Annotated in this window: 14 protein-coding genes; 7 read left to right on the forward strand and 7 right to left on the reverse strand. The window is 59.4% G+C overall.

The annotated features are described in order from the left end of the window. Positions 1-3: 3 nt before the first annotated feature. Positions 4-1,053 (reverse strand): aminopeptidase, encoded by a 1,050-nt coding sequence (locus AC6FTP_RS06935; RefSeq protein WP_497206179.1) that lies wholly within the window; start codon positions 1,051-1,053, stop codon positions 4-6. 85 nt (positions 1,054-1,138) lie between these two features. On the opposite strand from AC6FTP_RS06935, the gene uxaC reads away from it, so the two are divergent. Both uxaC and AC6FTP_RS06945 read left to right on the forward strand, forming a co-directional pair. Continuing rightward, a complete protein-coding gene (uxaC, locus tag AC6FTP_RS06940; protein ID WP_497206180.1) occupies positions 1,139-2,551 on the forward strand; it encodes a glucuronate isomerase in 1,413 nt (470 codons plus the stop codon). 18 nt (positions 2,552-2,569) lie between these two features. Next, positions 2,570-4,075 carry a sugar ABC transporter ATP-binding protein gene (locus tag AC6FTP_RS06945; protein ID WP_497206181.1) on the forward strand — a complete coding sequence of 502 codons (1,506 nt, stop codon included), beginning with the start codon at positions 2,570-2,572 and terminating at the stop codon, positions 4,073-4,075. A gap of 60 nt (positions 4,076-4,135) precedes the next feature. Here the strand turns inward: AC6FTP_RS06945 and mscL are convergent, their stop codons facing one another. The 3 genes from mscL to AC6FTP_RS06960 are packed head-to-tail and all read right to left on the reverse strand — an operon-like array spanning position 4,136 to position 6,092. Then, positions 4,136-4,582 carry a large conductance mechanosensitive channel protein MscL gene (gene mscL / locus AC6FTP_RS06950; RefSeq protein ID WP_497206182.1) on the reverse strand — a complete coding sequence of 149 codons (447 nt, stop codon included), beginning with the start codon at positions 4,580-4,582 and terminating at the stop codon, positions 4,136-4,138. 12 nt (positions 4,583-4,594) lie between these two features. Next, positions 4,595-5,485 (reverse strand): nitrilase-related carbon-nitrogen hydrolase, encoded by an 891-nt coding sequence (locus tag AC6FTP_RS06955; protein ID WP_497206183.1) that lies wholly within the window; start codon positions 5,483-5,485, stop codon positions 4,595-4,597. A gap of 7 nt (positions 5,486-5,492) precedes the next feature. Continuing rightward, entirely contained in the window at positions 5,493-6,092 is a 600-nt protein-coding gene (locus AC6FTP_RS06960) for a GNAT family N-acetyltransferase (RefSeq protein ID WP_497206184.1), read from the reverse strand. Between the two features lie 298 nt (positions 6,093-6,390). Here AC6FTP_RS06960 and AC6FTP_RS06965 point away from each other — a divergent pair, with 298 nt between their 5' ends. Both AC6FTP_RS06965 and AC6FTP_RS06970 read left to right on the forward strand, forming a co-directional pair. Then, positions 6,391-7,032, forward strand: a complete 642-nt coding sequence (locus AC6FTP_RS06965) for a response regulator (protein ID WP_497206185.1) — start codon at positions 6,391-6,393, stop codon at positions 7,030-7,032. A 441-nt stretch (positions 7,033-7,473) separates the two neighbouring features. Then, positions 7,474-8,325 (forward strand): hypothetical protein, encoded by an 852-nt coding sequence (locus AC6FTP_RS06970; protein WP_497206186.1) that lies wholly within the window; start codon positions 7,474-7,476, stop codon positions 8,323-8,325. 12 nt (positions 8,326-8,337) lie between these two features. On the opposite strand, the gene AC6FTP_RS06975 is transcribed toward AC6FTP_RS06970, so the two are convergent. The 3 genes from AC6FTP_RS06975 to AC6FTP_RS06985 form a co-directional block, all read right to left on the reverse strand. Then, positions 8,338-10,512 (reverse strand): alpha/beta hydrolase family protein, encoded by a 2,175-nt coding sequence (locus tag AC6FTP_RS06975; protein ID WP_497206187.1) that lies wholly within the window; start codon positions 10,510-10,512, stop codon positions 8,338-8,340. Between the two features lie 159 nt (positions 10,513-10,671). Next, complete coding sequence (locus tag AC6FTP_RS06980; RefSeq protein WP_497206188.1) at positions 10,672-11,382, reverse strand: carboxylesterase family protein; 711 nt, start codon at positions 11,380-11,382, stop codon at positions 10,672-10,674. A gap of 42 nt (positions 11,383-11,424) precedes the next feature. Then, positions 11,425-13,794: a hypothetical protein gene (locus AC6FTP_RS06985; protein ID WP_497206189.1), complete on the reverse strand. Its 2,370-nt coding sequence runs from the start codon at positions 13,792-13,794 to the stop codon at positions 11,425-11,427. A 186-nt stretch (positions 13,795-13,980) separates the two neighbouring features. On the opposite strand from AC6FTP_RS06985, the gene der reads away from it, so the two are divergent. From der to AC6FTP_RS07000, 3 genes are all read left to right on the forward strand, one after another. Then, positions 13,981-15,399 carry a ribosome biogenesis GTPase Der gene (gene der / locus AC6FTP_RS06990; protein ID WP_497206190.1) on the forward strand — a complete coding sequence of 473 codons (1,419 nt, stop codon included), beginning with the start codon at positions 13,981-13,983 and terminating at the stop codon, positions 15,397-15,399. Positions 15,400-15,483: 84 nt separating this feature from the next. Beyond that, entirely contained in the window at positions 15,484-16,821 is a 1,338-nt protein-coding gene (locus AC6FTP_RS06995; protein ID WP_497206191.1) for an NRAMP family divalent metal transporter, read from the forward strand. 75 nt (positions 16,822-16,896) lie between these two features. Further along, the coding region (locus AC6FTP_RS07000; protein WP_497206192.1) for a zinc ribbon domain-containing protein at positions 16,897-17,453 on the forward strand (557 nt) is incomplete at its 3' end.

Genomic DNA, 17,453 nt, shown 5'->3' on the forward strand with positions numbered 1-17,453 from the left:
CGGCTAATGAATCGCCTGCATGATGTGCTCGCGGCGGTCATCGTGCTTGAGTTGGCGCATGGCTCCGATGTCTGCCATGAAGCGCTCAAGGTCACCGTCGCGTTGTTTGAGCAGGGCTTCAAAGCCGGGCAGCATCTCGTAATAGGAGGACACCGTGGCGAGGCGGGCGTTGTTCACGGGCTTCTTAAACCAGCGCTCAATCTTCATGCTGCCGCCGTGGCGGGCATCAAGGGCGAGGGCTCGTTGGCGGAGGCGGGTGAAGGCGTTGTTCTTTTGTATCAACTCGGTTTCCCGGCTGCGGTAGGTGCGAGCATAGGTGGCTTTCAGTTCCTCCCTCGTCTCCAGCACCAGCTTGATGAACTCCCGCTCCACCCGCATCTCTTTTTCGTACTGCACCAGCTCCTTCATCCGACCACGGGCGCGCAACCAGCGGCGGGCACCTTCCTGGCCGACGGCCGTGGCGAAGGCTTCGTTGAAGTCGGTATCGCCGCTGAGGTAGAGGCGCTGATGGGTGAGCTCATGGAAGATGAGTTCGGCGAGGTCGGCATCGCTGCGGCCGATGAAGGTGTTCAGCAGCGGATCACGGAAGAAGCCGAGCGTGGAATAGGCATCGACTCCGGCGACATAAACGTCGTAGCCCTCGGCGCGGAGTTTATCGGCTTCGGCATTGGCGAGGGACTCCTGGAAGAAGCCGCGATAGGCAAGCTTGCCGAGCAGGGGATAGCTCCAGGTCTTCGGCTCCACGCTGAACTCAGGCGCGGCAAAGACGACCCACACGGCGTGGCGTCGGCCCAGATTCGCATAGCGCCGATACTGTCCCTCCGCGGGCAGATGCAGTTCCTTCTCGGCGAAGTCGAGGATGTCATCCACCGTGGAGAGCTTCTCTTTCAGCAGCGGCTTCGACTTCGGATCAGCCATCACTTCGGCCACGGGCCTGGCCTTGCGCAGCATTTCCATCTGGCCTCCCGCTGCCTGCGAGTAGAAGCGCAGCGTGGAGCAGGAGCACAGCCCGGTCAGCATGGCTGCGGCGGCGATGGCGTGGAGCGGGTTCATTTTGATGAGTGGCGGGCGAGAAATCTTGCCCATCCTCGAAATCCTGCCCATCCTGTCAAAACCAATCCCAAGCGTTTCCAAAACCATGTCCTTCATTCACGACGATTTCCTCCTCTCCACCGCCGCCGCCCGCCGCCTGTATCATGAGTTCGCGAAGGATGAACCGATGATCGACTACCACAATCATCTGCCGCCGAAGGACATCGCCGATGACCGGCAGTTTAAAAACATCTTCGAGATCTGGCTGGCGGGTGATCATTACAAATGGCGCGCGATGCGCTGCAATGGCGTGCCCGAGCGTCTGATCACGGGCGATGCCACTCCACGTGAAAAGTTCCTGACCTGGGCAGCCACCGTGCCGCACACGCTGCGCAATCCGCTCTACCACTGGACGCATTTGGAACTGAAGCGCTTCTTTGGCATCGACGAGCTGCTCAATGAAAAGACCGCGCCCGCGATCTGGGAGCAGACGGAGGCCCTGCTGGCGAAGCCGGAGATGAGCGCGAGAAACATCCTGCGCACGCAAAAGGTCCGCGCGCTCTGCACCACGGATGATCCGGCGGATGATCTGTCCCATCATGAAAAGTGTGCGGCAGATGGTTTCGAGATCGGTGTGTATCCCACCTTCCGGCCAGACAAAGCCTACTCGATCGGCGACTCCGCCGCCTGGAATGTCTGGTGTGATAAACTCGGCAAGCAGGCGGGCGTGGACGTGAACAGCTTCGATAACCTGCTGCTCGCGCTCGATAAGCGTCACGAAGCCTTCCATGCCGTCGGTGGGCGGCTGAGCGATCACGGGCTGAACTCCTGCTTTGCCAACTTTACGGGTGAAGAGGCAGCAAGGCGAATCTTTGACAAGCATCGCGGTTCACCGACAGCGCAGGCACAGACGGGCGATCTGGAGATCCTCGGCACTCAGGTCATGATGCATGTGGGCCGGATGAATGCGAAGCGCGGCTGGACGATGCAGCTCCACCTCGGCCCCATCCGCAATAACAACGCCCGCCTCGCCCGCGAGATCGGCGCGGATGTCGGCTGCGACAGCATCGGCGACTACTCGCAGGCAGAGACGCTCTCCGCCTTCCTGAATGCGCTCGACTCGGAGAACGCGCTGCCGAAAACGGTGCTCTACAATGTGAACCCGGCGGACAACTATGTCTTCGGAACCATGGCGGGGAATTTCGCCGATGGCACTACGCCGGGCAAAGTGCAGTTTGGCTCCGGCTGGTGGTTCGTGGATCAAAAGGAAGGCATGGAATGGCAGATCAATGCGCTGAGCAATCTGGGCCTGCTCAGCCGCTTCATCGGCATGCTCACGGACAGTCGCAGCTTCATGTCCTTCCCGCGTCACGAATACTTCCGCCGCACGCTTTGCAATCTGCTCGGCAACGATCTCGAAGGTGGGCTGCTTCCAGCGGACTATGACCTCGTGGGTGGCATGGTGAAGAACATCTGCTACGCGAATGCCAAGGCCTATCTCGGTCTCGCGAAGTCTTGAGTAAGTCTGCATTGAGCCATGATTCTGCGCGCACAAAATCTGACGAAGAAGTTTCCCGGCGTGACGGCGCTGAGCGAGGTCTCGTTTGACCTCGCCGAGGGAGAGATCCATGCGCTTTGTGGTGAAAATGGAGCCGGGAAGAGCACGCTGATCAAGCTGCTCTCCGGGATCCATCCGCACGGCTCGTATGAGGGGCGCTTTGAGGTGCAGGGTGACGAAGCGCAGTTTGCCGGCATTGCAGATTCAGCCAAGGCGGGTGTCTCCGTGATCTATCAAGAGCTGGCGCTGGTGGATGAGATGTCGGTGGCGGAAAACATTTATCTGGGCTGTGAGCCCCGTCGCTGGGGTGGGTTGGTGGACTGGCCGCGCATGTTCCGAGAGGCGAAGGCGCTGCTGGACCGCTTTAAAGTGGAGTTGGATCCTGCCACGCTGGTGAAGGATCTCGGTGTGGGGCAAAAGCAGCTCGTGGAGATCGTGAAAGCGCTCGGAAAAAACTCGAAGATCCTCATTCTCGATGAACCGACGGCGGCGCTGGCAGAGCATGAGGTGCAGGTGCTGCTGGACATCCTGCGTGATCTGCGGAGGCGCGGCATCGCGTGCATCTACATCTCACACAAGCTGGAGGAGGTCTTTGCCATCGCGGACCGGATCACCGTGCTGCGAGATGGGCGGTCGATCACGACGCTGCGTGCTGCGGAGACGAATCGTGCGGAAGTGATCTCAAAAATGGTTGGCCGTGAACTTGGGGATCTTTTTCCCCGACGCGCCAGCAAAGCTGGAGAGGTGCTGATGTCTGTGGAGAGACTGTGTGTCCAGGATGAGTCCGGCCATGAACGACTGCACGGGGTGAGCTTTGAGCTGCGTGCGGGTGAGGTGCTCGGCATCGGTGGGCTGATGGGCGCTGGGCGCACGGAGCTGCTGATGCATCTGTATGGGGCGTGGGGAAAGAGATCGACAGGTGTGGTAAAGCTGGCTGGCCGAGAACTGAAGGGCGGTGATCCAGTTCGGGCCCTGCGCGATGGTCTGGCTCTAGTGAGCGAGGATCGACGCCGCTATGGACTTATTTTGGAGGAGGAGATCAGCTTCAACCTCAGTCTCTCCAGCCTGGATACGATCACGCGCGGAGGTCTGGTGAATCGAAGTCTGGAGGCGAAGCGGAACCGGGGCATGTTTGATCAGCTTCAGGTGAAAGCCACGGGGCTTGAAGCGGTGGTGGGTCGCTTGTCTGGTGGCAATCAGCAGAAGGTGGTGATCGGCAAAGCGCTGCTCACGGAACCTCGGGTGGTGATGCTCGATGAACCCACGCGTGGCATCGACGTGGGGGCGAAGATCGAGATCTATGAGCTGATCAACCGACTGACCGGGGAAGGGAAAGCCGTGCTGCTGGTTTCCAGTGAATTGCCCGAGTTGATCGGTATGGGTGATCGCATCCTGATGCTGAACGAGGGACGGATCGGTGGCGAGTTCAGCCGTGCCGAGGCCACCCAGGAGAAGCTGATGCAGGCGGCGATGGCGCAGGCATGAAGGCATGAAAAAGCGCCCGCAGCGCAGAGACCACGGGCGCTTTGGGGGAAGCTGCGTGAGTTACTTTTTCAGCAGGTCGCGGATTTCAGTAAGCAATAAGATGTCTGCGGCTGGAGCAGGCGGCGGTGCCGCAGCTTCTTCTTTTTTCATCATGGAGATCAGTTTGTTCGCGGGCTTGACGATGACGAAGAAGATTACAGCAGCCGTGATCAAAAAGCCGATGAGCGCTCCGATGATGGCACCGATGTCGAGTTGCAGGAAAGGCACGATTTCATTCACCTTGGATTCGGTGCCATCGGCGGCTTTCTTGATCACCTCGATGGTTTTCTCGCCCATTTTAAGTTTGAGGTCAGGATTCGGGCCACCGCCAAACATGCCGAGGATCGGTTCGACGATGCCTTTGGTGAAGGCCGTGACGATATTGCCGAATGCGGCACCGATGATGACGCCGGTGGAGAGATCGACGACGTTACCTTTGAGGATGAATGATTTGAATTCTTTGATCATGGCAGGGATGGCTTAATGGCTCGTCGGGGATTTGATGTGAATCAGGCGTTCAATGTCAGCTATTTTTTGGCCAAGCATGGATGGATTCGTCTCGAATTTCATCCGGCGCATGACGTCCAGGGGATGGCGCTCCAGAATGACTCGCATTGTCTGGGAGCCGCAGGAGAGAATCTCTGTTTCCACACTTCGTGGTTCGCGGCGAAAGGCGGCTTGGGAAGGTCTGTAGAGCGCGGTGCGTCCCACGTTTTCATCAATGAGTTCGTAGGTGGAGTGTCCGGTGAGATGGCTGACACCGACGTAGCAGCCGAGTTCCACGGAGCGTGCGGAGGCACAACGATTCACCCGCTCGACGCCGAGGATCGTTTCAGTGGCACTCGGACAGAGAATGAGATCCACCTCGCTGTCACGCAGGCGTGCCGAGAGTTCCGGGATCTCGATGTCCAGACAGATGATCACGGCGATGAGGAATGAGCCGAATTGCCAAAGGTGCAGTTCTTCACCCGGCGTAAAGGCGTTTTCCCAAGGAGTTAGGTGCAGCTTGTCTTGGTGAAACATCCGTCCGTCTGCGAAGATCACTGCTCGATTGCGAATCTGGCTGTCTGGCAATATGAAAGGCACGGTGCCCAACACGACTGCCTTTCCGGGGGCCGATAAGCGTTCTTGCAGAATGGGGAGCAGCTCCTTCCAGAAGTATTCCGCCACAATTCGGAGTGGTTCTGCTAGGTCCACGGCAAGGTGAGGGGACAAGCCCAGCCACATGAACTCTGGCAGTAGCACGAGGTCGGCTCCGCTTTCCCATGACCTTTCCACCGTGGAGATAACCCTTTCAGCGAACTCCATGGCGCTGGTGACGTCCCCCCCGGGATCGAAGGTGATTAAATCAAGTGTTAGAGAATTCGACATGCCGGGATTAAAGAAGGGACTTGAGCCAGAAGGTGAGTGTTTTTTGGGATTCGGTGACTTCACCTACTTCTTTCCAGACAAAATGGGCCTGTAGCTCAGGATGTTTTTGAAAGCCGAGTGATTCCCAAAACCCATCCAGTGGCCGATAGTCGGCTGGTCGCAAAGGATGATTTATCGGGCGGTCCACAGAGCAAAATGCTGCGGTTGTGGACCTCAGTTGCCGAGCATGTTCCAGACGCTTTTGGAAGAAGACTTTGCCAATGCCATGTCCGCGATATTGGGGAAGCAGGACCGACTCTCCAAAGTAGCAAATGTTCTCGGTCGGGAGAGATACCTTTTCAAAGCATGATCGAAAGGATGCATCCCCCTCATTCATGCTGACACAAGTCGTGGCTCCGACAATCTCCTCTCCAGTGATAGCTATGACAATGAGGCTGCTGGGAGCCTTCACATAGGTGCTGAGATATTCGCGCTCATCTTCGATGGTTCCTTCGTAAAGATAGGGGTACTCGTGAAAGACTCGCAGACGCAAATTGCCAAGAGAATCCAAGTACGGCAAAAGTTCAGTATTAGTAAGGCTTACAAAATGAAGATGTTTGCTGTCCACAAGAGTCGAAATTGATAATATTTAGCCACAAAATGGCTTTTATGCCAAAAGGACAAAAGGCACAAAATTCTGTTTGGAATAAATGGGGTAACCCAACAATTTTGACCTTATCTGCTCTTATGCTCTATGTTGCTCTCGTTATCCTGTGAATTCCTTAATTGGATAAATGAACACCTTGACCCAAGGCTGGTCCATACTCGTTAATATCATGAGGATTTTCTCCTGATCCACACATTCTCTAACTTAGCCGCTTTCCACCCCAACCGCAAAAACACACACACAGCACCCAATACCTACCGTGAAACATAAAATCTACATCCTCGATGAGCACCCCGTTGTGATCGAGGGTTTGAAAAAAATCCTACATGGTCTAGAAGATATCGAAGTCGTTGGCACATCAAGTGACGAAGATGTTGCAATCTCTGAGATTACCAAACACAAGCCAACGATCCTCATCTTTGATTTTAATATCAAGGACAGAAATGGAATCGACAGCATCAAAAAGATCAAGCAAGCATGCCCAGGAGTGCTGCTGCTTGTATTCTCCATGCACGATGAAAACGCCTATGCCGAGCGCTGCCTTCGTGCAGGTGCGATGGGCTACATGATGAAGAACGAGCCTGGCAATCGCATTACACTTGCCATTCGGCAGGTGCTCAGTGGTGGCTTCTTCTTCAGTGCGAATCTGCTTTCCAGCATCGTCACTGGTGGCAGCCTGCGTGGTAGTTCGGCTCGTGGCGAGCCAGGGCGCCTCCTTAGCGATCGACAGCTCGAGATCTTCGAGATGGTGGGTCGTGGCATGGATTCCCACGGTATCGCTGAAAAGCTGACGCTTAGTTCCAAAACCGTGGATGCCCATAAGGCAAACATCCGTCAAAAACTCGGCCTCGACTCTGCTCGTGAACTTCTCATGGAAGCTGTCCGCTGGGTAGAAAAATAGCATCTCAACCCCATCAGGTAACTCAATTCAAAACCGTTCGGTCAGGGGTGGCCGAATGGTTTTTTTATGCACCAGATCACACGCCGCTGGCAAAGCCCGTCTTGGTCAGAGCGTTAGAATCGGATGCAACCCAATCAACGCTTGGTCTCCCTAGATGCTTTTCGTGGCTTCGTCATGCTGCTCATGGCCTCTTCTGGCTTCGGTTTGGCTCAAATGGCAGCGGCCAATCCTGACTCATGGTGGTGGGGGCAGATCAAGTATCAGGTTTCACATGTTCCCTGGCAGGGATGTGCTCTTTGGGATCTGATTCAGCCCAGTTTTATGTTCATGGTTGGTGTTGCCGTTCCGCTTTCAGTGGTGCGCCGCCGCAATGAAGGGCAGGGCTTTTTTAGGCTTGGCTGGCATGCTCTGATCCGTTCCATCATCCTGGTTCTACTGGCCGTGCTCCTGAGCACCCATGGGAAGGATGTGATGACGAATTGGGTTTTCACCAATGTGCTTGCCCAGATCGGGCTGGGATACGTTTTCCTTGTTCTGATCTCCGGGATGGGCTGGGAGTACTGCTTGGCAGCCATCCTGCTCATCCTGGCGGGGGACTGGTTCTGGTTTTATCAGCATCCACTGCCCACTCCCGACCAGCTTGCCGCATTTCAGAGTGCGAAGCCGCCTGCTGAGGGCTTTCTCGACGGATTCTTTGCCCACTGGAACATTCATACCAATGCCGCAGCCGAGATGGATCGCTGGTTGTTAAATCTTCTTCCTCGTTCCGAACCTTTCACTTCCAACGCGGGCGGCTACCAGACGCTGAATTTCGTTCCCGCACTGGCCACGATGCTTGGGGGGGGCATCACGGGGCACTTTCTTCTGAATGGCAGGCATTCGCATGGGCATAAATTTGGGCGACTGCTCGCTGCTGGCATCGTTTGTCTGCTCATCGGAACTGTCCTCGGTTATGTGGCCTGCCCTGTGGTGAAGCGTATCTGGACGCCTTCCTGGGCCATCCTCAGCGGTGGCTGGGTGCTGCTCATACTGGCCTTCTTTTACTGGCTCGTCGAGATCGCCGGGCAGCGGCGCATTGTGTTTCCGCTCGTCGTCGTCGGTATGAACAGCATCTTCATTTACGTCATGCACAGCCTCAGTGCAGGCTGGATCAGCCAGCAACTCGCCAAGCACGGCATGGCCAGCTTGTTCGCTTCAGCTTGGGGGCCAGTCATTGAAAAATGCAGCGTGCTTGCCGTCCTGTGGTTGCTCTGCTTCTGGCTTTACCGGCAGCGGGCATTCCTGCGGCTTTGAAGCCCAATGCTGTCATCTTTTTAGCTTCTCCTTCAGGAACTGATACGTCCCCACGCCGTGGATCATGTGCCCGGCGTCGAAGTGCTCGATCGTTGTGCGGTCGCCGATGCCGAGTTTGTTATAAAGTCGGCGAACCTTGGCGAACTCGTAGTTCACCCATTCATCGTTGCCTACGCCGTCGTTGTGTCCGCGCTCCACCATGAAGGGCCTCGGGGCGATCAGCGCCGCCATCTCGGCATAATTAAAGGTGCGGCCCATGTTCCACTCCCAGATCTCGTATTCGTGCGTGTGTGTGTAGTTCATCGGCATGTCCGTGCTCACGCACTTGCGCACCCATTCGTTGAAGTCACCGCTGCAGATGCTCAGGCAGTAGTCCTTCAGCACGGCGGGGGTGCGCATCGCGCTCTTGCCGCCGTAGCTCAGGCCGTAAAAGGCGATCTTTTCCGGCTGGGTCCATGACTGCGCCTTCAGCCACTCGAGGAGGCGCTGATGCTGCCCGTTGATCACACTGTAAAGAGTCAGCCCCAGTGGGTTGAGCTTCCGCTGCAAAGTGCGGAAGGAGTGCATCCCGCGATACGGATTATGCGGCGCAAAAGTCACATAGCCCTGCTCCGCCAGCCGCAGCGTGAAGGCCTGATAGGGGCCGAAGCCCTTCGCTTGTGGATCATCGTTGATCGTGTCTTCCGGGATGCCCTCCAGCCCGTGCTGACAAACCACGACAGGCCGTTTTTCTCCCTGCTTCAGATCTTTCGGCAGGCACAGCCAGCCCCAGGCAAACACATCCTCCCAAACATCCATCGTCACCTCATAGATGCGCACTTTCTCCGTTTCCCGCACGAGTCGGCTCTTCGCATTCACTGGCAGGTTCGGGTCCGGCAGGCGGCCGATGACCTCGTTCCAGAAACGCTCACGTTCGGGGGCCGTGTGCGCTTCATACTCGGGCAGGGATTTGAGCGGCAGCTTGTTCCAGAACTGCTCTTTGCGTTCCATCTCCGTGGTCACTAGGAGTCGTTGGGTAAAGGCCTCCAGCTCGCGTACCAGCCGCTTCTGGCGTGTCGCATCTGGCTTCAGGCTGATGACGGCTCCCGTGATCTTCAGCGATTTCAGTGCCGCATCGGCGGCTGTCTGGGGCAGCAGATGGCGAATGATCTGCTCATTGTTCGTCTCCTGCGTGGCCGCGAGGAGGCGGCTTGTCGGCGCGAGACTCTTTGCCCGGGCGATCTCAGCATTGAAGGCCGCCAGATTAGGCGCAGCGAGCTTTCCCGGCGCGGCGATGGCGCGAACGCCCTGGGACGCCTCCATCTTGACGACGTAGTTTGGATAGAACAAGTGCTGCAGCACCAGAGGACGCGGCGCGATGAGGCTCGCCACCTCCGCATCGCCAAAGTCGCGTAGCAGGCCGAAGACATTCCTCTCGATCGGTTCCTGCCACAGGCTCTCTCGCGGCGCGAAGTAGCCCATCGAGTACACACAGTCGATCCGTTCGTCGATGGCCGCCGCGTGCAGTGCCTGCATCGCTCCCTCTCCCACGCCGGCGATCAGCACCGGCACCTGCTCCGGCTGTGCCTTATACCAGCCCACCACCGCCAGCGCCTTCTGCACCTCGTAGCCGATGAGGTGGCGGCCCAGCTCATAGCTCTGGCGGTAAACCCACTCCCGGTGCGGCACGTTCGTCTTTACGGCAAAAGCCTCATTTGTGCTAAACTCCGTCCCACGGCTCACGAGCGCCGGGATGATGACCTCACAGCCCGTCGTCAGCAGCCACTCGTCCACCAGCTTCTCAGGCGTGCCGTCCGCATCTGGCAGATAGATCACCCGCGCGTTCGGCCTGCCCTTTGGCTGAACATAGATCCCCTCCCCATGCACCCCGGCAAAGACCGGCCAGCGCACGCGGAACACACGGCACAGCTCATTCTCCAGCAGCAGAGCAGGGGTGGCCGTGTCCCCCACCAGCTCCAGCGCCGTCACCGGCACACGTTCATCCACCATGCCCAGCGCCGCCTTCAGCTTCTCCCGCGTCGGCTTGCGGCCCGACTTGGATTGCTCGGTCAGCCGCAGCGCCATCTTATCGATCCCGGCCACCATCGTGGCGGAGAAGTCCGGGTTGGGCTCCAGCGGCAGGGTGCCGGGGAGCTGGGCATGAAGGGCGGCGGTGAAGGCGAGGAGCGGCAGGAGGAGTCGTTTCATGGCAGCCCGGTCAGGTGGGCAGGCTTAAACGTGCGCCACCGCAGGAGCCTTGCGCTCCGCCTGAGCGAGGTGCCGTCTCCGGGGTTCTGTTGGAAGACAGGAACTGCAACTCTCACCTGCTGACGACTTTTAAAAATCGTGCTACCGAAAGAGGCAATCTCAGGAGGCCTTCTTCTGCGCGAAGAGCCAATTCCAGAACTCGGGGTTGTCGTAGGTCTGGGTCCAGGAGTCGTGGCCGACACCGGGGTAGATGGTGAGCTTCACGGGCGCGCCGATCTTCTGGAGGGCGTCGTGGATCTTGTGACTGTTCTCGACGGGGACGGCGCCGTCTTTGTCGCCATGGAAGATCCAGGCGGGGAGGTGCTTGAGGCGTGATGCTGTGACCCAGCGGACACCTGCACCGCCGCAGATGGGGGCGATGGCGGCGTAGGTTTCAGGATACTCGAAGGCGGTCTCCCAGGTGCCAAAGCCACCCATGCTAAGGCCGGTGAGATAGACGCGGGAGGTGTCGATGCGCTCGGTCTTGATGAGGTGATCAGTGAGGGCTTTGACACCGTGCGGGTTCCAGAGTTGGTTCGGCTCACACTGGAGACTGGCAATGACGGCGGGGAACTTCTGCCCGGCGGCGATGAGCTTGGGCGGGCCATGCTTTTTCAGCACTTCGAGGTCGGTGCCGCGCTCGCCACTGCCGTGGAGGAAGAGGATCAGTGGCCACTTCTTCGCTGGATCGGCCTCGTAGCCTTCGGGCTTGCTGAGCAGGTAGCGGTAGCTGGCCTTGATGACGAAATCACCCGTGTAGGAGGCAGGCTCCTGGGTATCGGCAAAGAGAGGCGCGGTGAGGAGGACGAGGGCGAATGCGAGGCGGGACATGCCAGCATAACGCCCCAGTGATAGGGTGCCTTGCGGCACGCCTTACTTCTTCCCAGGCCACTCGGAGATCGGCTTGACGGGATGGGCTGGCGGAGGCTCATTCAGGGCGAAGGCGATGCTGATGGTTTGCGGGCCTTTGGTTTCAGCGAGGGCGACTTTGAGCACGCGAATGTTGGTGAGTTTTTTCATTTGCTCACTCGGTGGCTCCGGGGCGGCTTCGGTGATGAAAGTGGCTCCGGGAGGGGAGAGGATGACGGCATGGAGCTTCTGGCCTGCATCTGTCAGTGTGGCGCTCGTGCCATCCACGGCGACTTCGGCGCGGGTGTGCATCTTCCAGGTGACGTTGGTGGAGTTCTTGATGATGAGATCATCCTGGATGACGACATAGCTCTTGGCACCGCGCACCACCATGGCTCCGCGTGTGGCTTCTTTGGCGGACTTGGAGTAGGCGTCCTGGAGGTCGAGGGCAGCCATGCCGACTTCGGGGCTGCTCTTGACCAAGAGGAGGGATGATTTGCCATCCAGACTCTGGTTGGTGCTGATGATGGGCTTTGGCGGTGGTGCGCCTTTCTTGGCGGCTGGAGCTTCCTCTTCCTGGCCGATTTCGAGGGTGTTCTGGCCGGGGGTGCCTTCGAGGTAGAGCTGGTAGCGCTTGGTGCGGTCGGCGGCTTTGGGTTCGAAGCCGGCGGCACGATCACTTTCTGCGCCGAGTTCGACTCCCCAGCGTTTGCCGGCGACTTCGAGGATGAAAGTGCCGAGGTCGAGCTGAGAGGTGGGGATGCTGTTGTCGCCGCCTTTGAGGGCGACATAGTAAGCGGCTCTGTCCCAGGCGGACCTCAGGGCGGCGATCTGACCTCCGGCGAAGCCGTAGTCGAGGGATTCCGTAGCACCATCGCCAGCGGCATGTGGGTTATAATAGAGGATGTGACCGGTGAGGCTCAGGTTGGAGGAGGTTGCAGCGGGGGCGGCTCCTGCGGTGAGGGCTTTGCTGCCGAAGTTCCCGTGCTGGCTGGCGAGCCAGGTGGTCACCCAGGAGCGGGGCAGGCTGGTGCTGTCGCTGTCTCCGTAATTGAAGAGGCTGCCGAAGGGGCCGACGAGATGCACGCGGGCCAGACCAGCCTGGGGCAGGCCCTCGATCATGCTAAAGCCAAAGTCGCCGCCCGTGTTGGCCTTCAAGGTCTGGAGGAGCATGGCGGCGTAGTCGAGGACGGTATCGCCCGCCTCTAAGCCCTCGGGCCAAATGCCAGCGGGAGCGAAACGGGTCATGCCTTTGCCAAAGACCTTCGCGGCACCATCCACGGCTTGACGGGCGGCACCTGCATCGTCGTCGGAGAAGCAGATGGCGGCCATGAGGAGGGCGGAGGCCATGGTCATGTGTTCGGAGTCGGGATCTTCATCTTCGGCCTTCTTGGGGGCGGCTTTGGCGGGAGCCTTGGCTTTGGGGGCATCTTCGATGCCGGCGGCTTTACCTCGTGCGCTGACTGGGACGGGCTCGCCTTTGATGTGCGCGGCCAGGGCACCGATGCCCTTTTCGAGGATGTAGGTCTTCACGTCGATGAGCTGCTTCTCTGTAAAACCATCCTTGAAGTAATCATATCCAAGGCAGGCGGCGATGAGGAAGTCGGAGGTGACGGCGGGTTCATCGACATACCAGTTTTGGAAAGTGGCGGGGTCGGTGATGGCGATCATCTCGCGCACGCCGCGCTCTTTCCAGCGCGGGTCACCATCGAGGAAGTGCAGGGTGCCAAGGGTGGCCATGCGGAAGAGAGCCTGGGAGCCGGGTGTGTTGGTGCCCTGCACTTCACCGAAGACGCGGGTGAGTTCGGGGGCTTCGAGCAATTTCTCGCCACCCGCTTTGAGGTTCGCCACCATCTTGGCAAACAAGGGATCGGTGGCGATGAGGCCCTTCAGGTAGGTCCAGCCGGGCTGGGCGTGGATGAGGCGGGGGCGGACCTTGAGCACCTTGCTGATGTAGTCAGCACTGTTGGGAGCTTTGAAACTCTTGGCGGGGATGATGGTGAGAGCCGGGCGCGGAGGGGCAGGCTTGGCGCTGACAGCAGGAGCTGCGGCGGGCTTGGCGGCAGGGGCCGCAGGTGCGCCGGGGGCGGGTGGTGTGGTGGGAGCGGGTGCAGGGGCAGCCGGAGGCGTGGCGGCGGGCATGGACTGCATCTTCTTCCACTCGGCGGCGGCGTAGGCTTTGTCGGCATCTCCCAGAGCATCAATGGGGATCGTGATGGCCGAGCCATCGGCTTTCTTTAAAGTGACGGTGCGTGCGGTGATGTCCACGCCGGTCATTTCGGCTTCGAGGGAGGTTCCGGCTTTGCTCGTCCACTTGCGCATCTCTGCGGTGGCAAACAGGGGCAGGCTGAGCAGCAGGGCGACGACGATACGATGAGGATGGGGCACTTTCATAACCACGGTGGTTGGAGGGAAATCCAGTCTGCGTACAAGCCGGGCTGCGGACAAGAGTAATTTCACCCGTGATGCATTTTCCTCCGTCGGGAGGGGCGGATCGCCCCGCGCCTGCGGCTCCAGCGGTTGACTTTCGCCCGCAGCCATCGAAGTGCAGGCCAACCAAACTCGTTCCGAAGTCCGAAAATGAAAACCGTCGCCATCGTAGGCCGCCCGAATGTGGGCAAGTCCGCTCTCTTTAATCGCCTCGCAGGCATGAACATCTCCATCGTCCACGATCTGGCCGGGGTGACTCGTGACCGCATCACCGCCGAGTGCCGACGCGGCGTGCAGGTCTTCCAGATCATGGACACGGGCGGCATCGGTGCCAACACCGAGGACGTGCTCACCGCGCAGGTGCAGGTGGAGGCCAGCATCGCGCTCGATGTCGCGGACCTGCTGCTCTTCGTCGTGGATGTGGTGGAGGGCATCACTCCTATCGACCTGACTTTGGCAAACATGCTCCGCCGCACAAAGAAGCACGTCGTCCTCGTCTGCAACAAAGCGGACTCCGAGAAGCGCCGCCTCAGCTCCAGCGAGTTTTCCAAACTCGGCTTCAATGAAATGGCCGAAGTCAGCGCCGTGCACGGCTATGGTATCGACAACCTCGTGGACATCATCTCCGAGCGTCTGGAACTCAAAGAGCAGGTGGAACTCACCGACGAAGAGAGCGATGCGAAGCACGCCGCCCGTCCGCTGAAGATCGCCATCGTCGGGCGGCCCAACGCGGGCAAGTCCTCCCTCGTCAATGCCGTGCTCGGCCAGGAGCGCGCCATCGTCAGCGAGGTGCCCGGCACTACTCGCGACAGCCTGGACATCCTCTGCACTTACAACGGCAAGCGCTACCAGCTCATCGACACCGCCGGCATCCGCCGTCAGTCCAAGGTGGAAGACCATGTCGAGATCTTCTCCATCCAGCGCAGCTACCAGGCCATCAAGCGCGCCGACATCTGTCTCCTCGTCATTGATTGTGCCGAAGGCGCGAAGATGCAGGACCGCAAGATCGCCCAGATGATTCTTGAGGAGCGCAAGCCCTGCATCCTCGTGATGAACAAGTTCGACCTCTATCATCCCACCGCACAGCAGAAGGACCGCCTGGAAGAGTTGAAGGACACCATGAGCCACGAGTTCTTCTTCCTCCATTACGCCCCGCTCGTCGCCACCTCGGCGAAGGACAAAGACAACATCGGCAAGCTCTTCGTGCAGATCGAAGCCGTCCGTAAAGGCGCGCAGACCCGCATCGGCACCGGCGTGCTGAACCGCCTCATGCACAAGGCCATCGAAGACACCCCCGGCCCGCTCGGACGCAGCCCGCACACTTTCAAACTGCTCTACGTCACCCAACTCGCCGACACGCATGAGGGAGATCAGGTGCCCGTGCCGCACTTCATCCTCTTTGCCAATCGCGCCGCAAAGATGACGGAAGGCTACATGCGCTTCCTCGAAACCGTCATCCGCACGGAATGGCCCGCCCCCGGCGTGCCCTTCCGCATGAGCGTCCGTGGCAAAGATCCGAAATCCAAGATGAGCACCAGCGGCAAGGCCAAGGGCAAGTCGCGGAGGTAACTGCAGTATCTCTGAAGCCGATGACTTTCACGATGAAGCGGCATCAAACAGCACTCACCTCCAGCTTCTTGAGGACCCATCCTCATGCATAGAGCTGCGCACAAAGCCGCCTCAAAGCGACGCCGGAAAAAAGGTGCTCCGCCTCATGCCGTGGCGCACCATCAGCGCGGCATCGGCCTGCGTTTTGCCCAGATGCTGAAATCGGGCCGTAATGCCTGGGTGGCGTTTCTGGCCGTGCTCGGACCGGGGCTGCTCGCGGGTCTCTCCGACGATGACCCAGCGGGCATCACGACCTATTCGGTCCTGGGTGCTGACTTTGGTTATCGTCTGCTGTGGATCATCCCGGCTTCGACGGTGCTGCTCGTGCAGTTTCATTTGATGGCCGTGCGTCTGGGCGCTGCTACGGGGAAGGGCTTCGTCGGCCTGATCCGCGAGAAGTGGGGCAAGGGCGCGGGTTACTTTGCCGTCGGTGCTCTGCTGTTCGCCAACTTCGGAACCATCTGCGCCGAGTATGCCGGCATCTCGGCGGCGGGCGGTCTCGTGGGCATCCCCTCCTGGGTCAGCGCCCCAGTGGCGGGTCTGCTCATTTCTCTAGTGGTCGTGCTGGGTTCATTTCATCGCGTGGAGCGTGTGCTCCTGGTCATCTCGGCCACGCTCGCACTGTACATTGTGGATGGCTTTCTGGCCGCGCCGGACTGGAGCGCCGTGTGGCAGCACTCGCTGATCCCGCATTTGCCGACGAGCGCCGCAGGTTGGGTCGCCATCGCTGCGGCACTCGGCACCACGCTCGCTCCGTGGGGGCTGGCTTTCATCCAGTCCTATGCAGTGGATAAAAAAATCTCCCTCCAAACCCTGCGCTGGGCGCGGGTGGATGTGGTCATCGGTTCCGTGCTGACGGGAGTGATCGGCCTGGCCATCGCTGTGGCCTGTGCCGCCACGCTGAACAAAGCAGGCGTCCACATCGCCGATGCTGGGGATGCCGCCAAGGCGTTGCAGCCTCTGGCGGGCCGGTTTGCGACCGTGATCTTCGGGGCCGGACTCCTGGGGGCCTCGCTGCTCGCGGCAGCCATCGTGCCGATTGCCACCGCCTACTCCATTGCCGAAGGCGTCGGTGAGCCGGCCTCGCTCGACCTCGACTCCCATCACTTCCAGTGGTTCTACGCCGCCTTCATCGGCCTGACCATCGCCTGCGTCAGCGTGGTCTCACTGCCTGATCTGCCGCTCATCCCCCTGATCTACACCAGCCAGGTGGTGAATGCCATGATCCTGCCTTTGCACGTCATCGCATTGCAACTGCTCGCCAGCAATTCCGCGATCATGGGTGCTGCCCGGCAGGGCCCATGGGCACGCATCGCTGGTTGGACCAGCATCGCATTGATCCTCGCCTGCGTAGCGGCGCTGGCCTGGAGTTGGGCGCGGTAGGGCGTCCTCCACTCGCGCAGCAATCCAGAAAGAGAAATTGCCTTTTCACCCCGCCCTGCGCCATCATGCACGCACATGCACCCCGAGATCCCGAAACTCCTCCAGCTCCAAGAACGTGACCAGCGCATCAGCGCCCTGAAAAAAGACCTCAAGGACGTGCCCAAGCATGAGGCCGCCGCCAAAGCCCAGCTCGCCGGTGACACCGCTGCCGTCGAGGCCGCATCGTTGAAGGCAAAAGAGGTCGAGGTGAAGATCAAAGGTGTGGAGCTGGACATCCAGACGCGGCAAAACACCATCAAGCGCCTCAACGACCAGCAGTTCGAGACCCGCAAGAACGACGAGTTCCAAGCCCTCGGCGTCGAGATCAAACGTTACGAGACCGACGTCCATAACCTGGAGGACAAGGAGATCGGCTTCATGGAGGAACTCGAAGCCGCCAAAGCCGTGCTCAAAGAAGCTCAGGGCAAACTCGGCATCACCCAGGGCCGCGTGAATGAAGAACTCAAGCAGCTCGTCGAGCGTGCCGAAGGCGTGAAGAACCGCCTCGCTGAAGTCGAAGCCGAGCGCGCCGAGATCGTCGCCCCGCTGGATCCCGCCACCGTGTCCCTCTACCAGCGCATCTTTACCAAAAA

The sequence above is a fragment of the Prosthecobacter sp. genome, assembly GCF_044378005.1.
Taxonomy (GTDB): domain Bacteria; phylum Verrucomicrobiota; class Verrucomicrobiia; order Verrucomicrobiales; family Verrucomicrobiaceae; genus Prosthecobacter.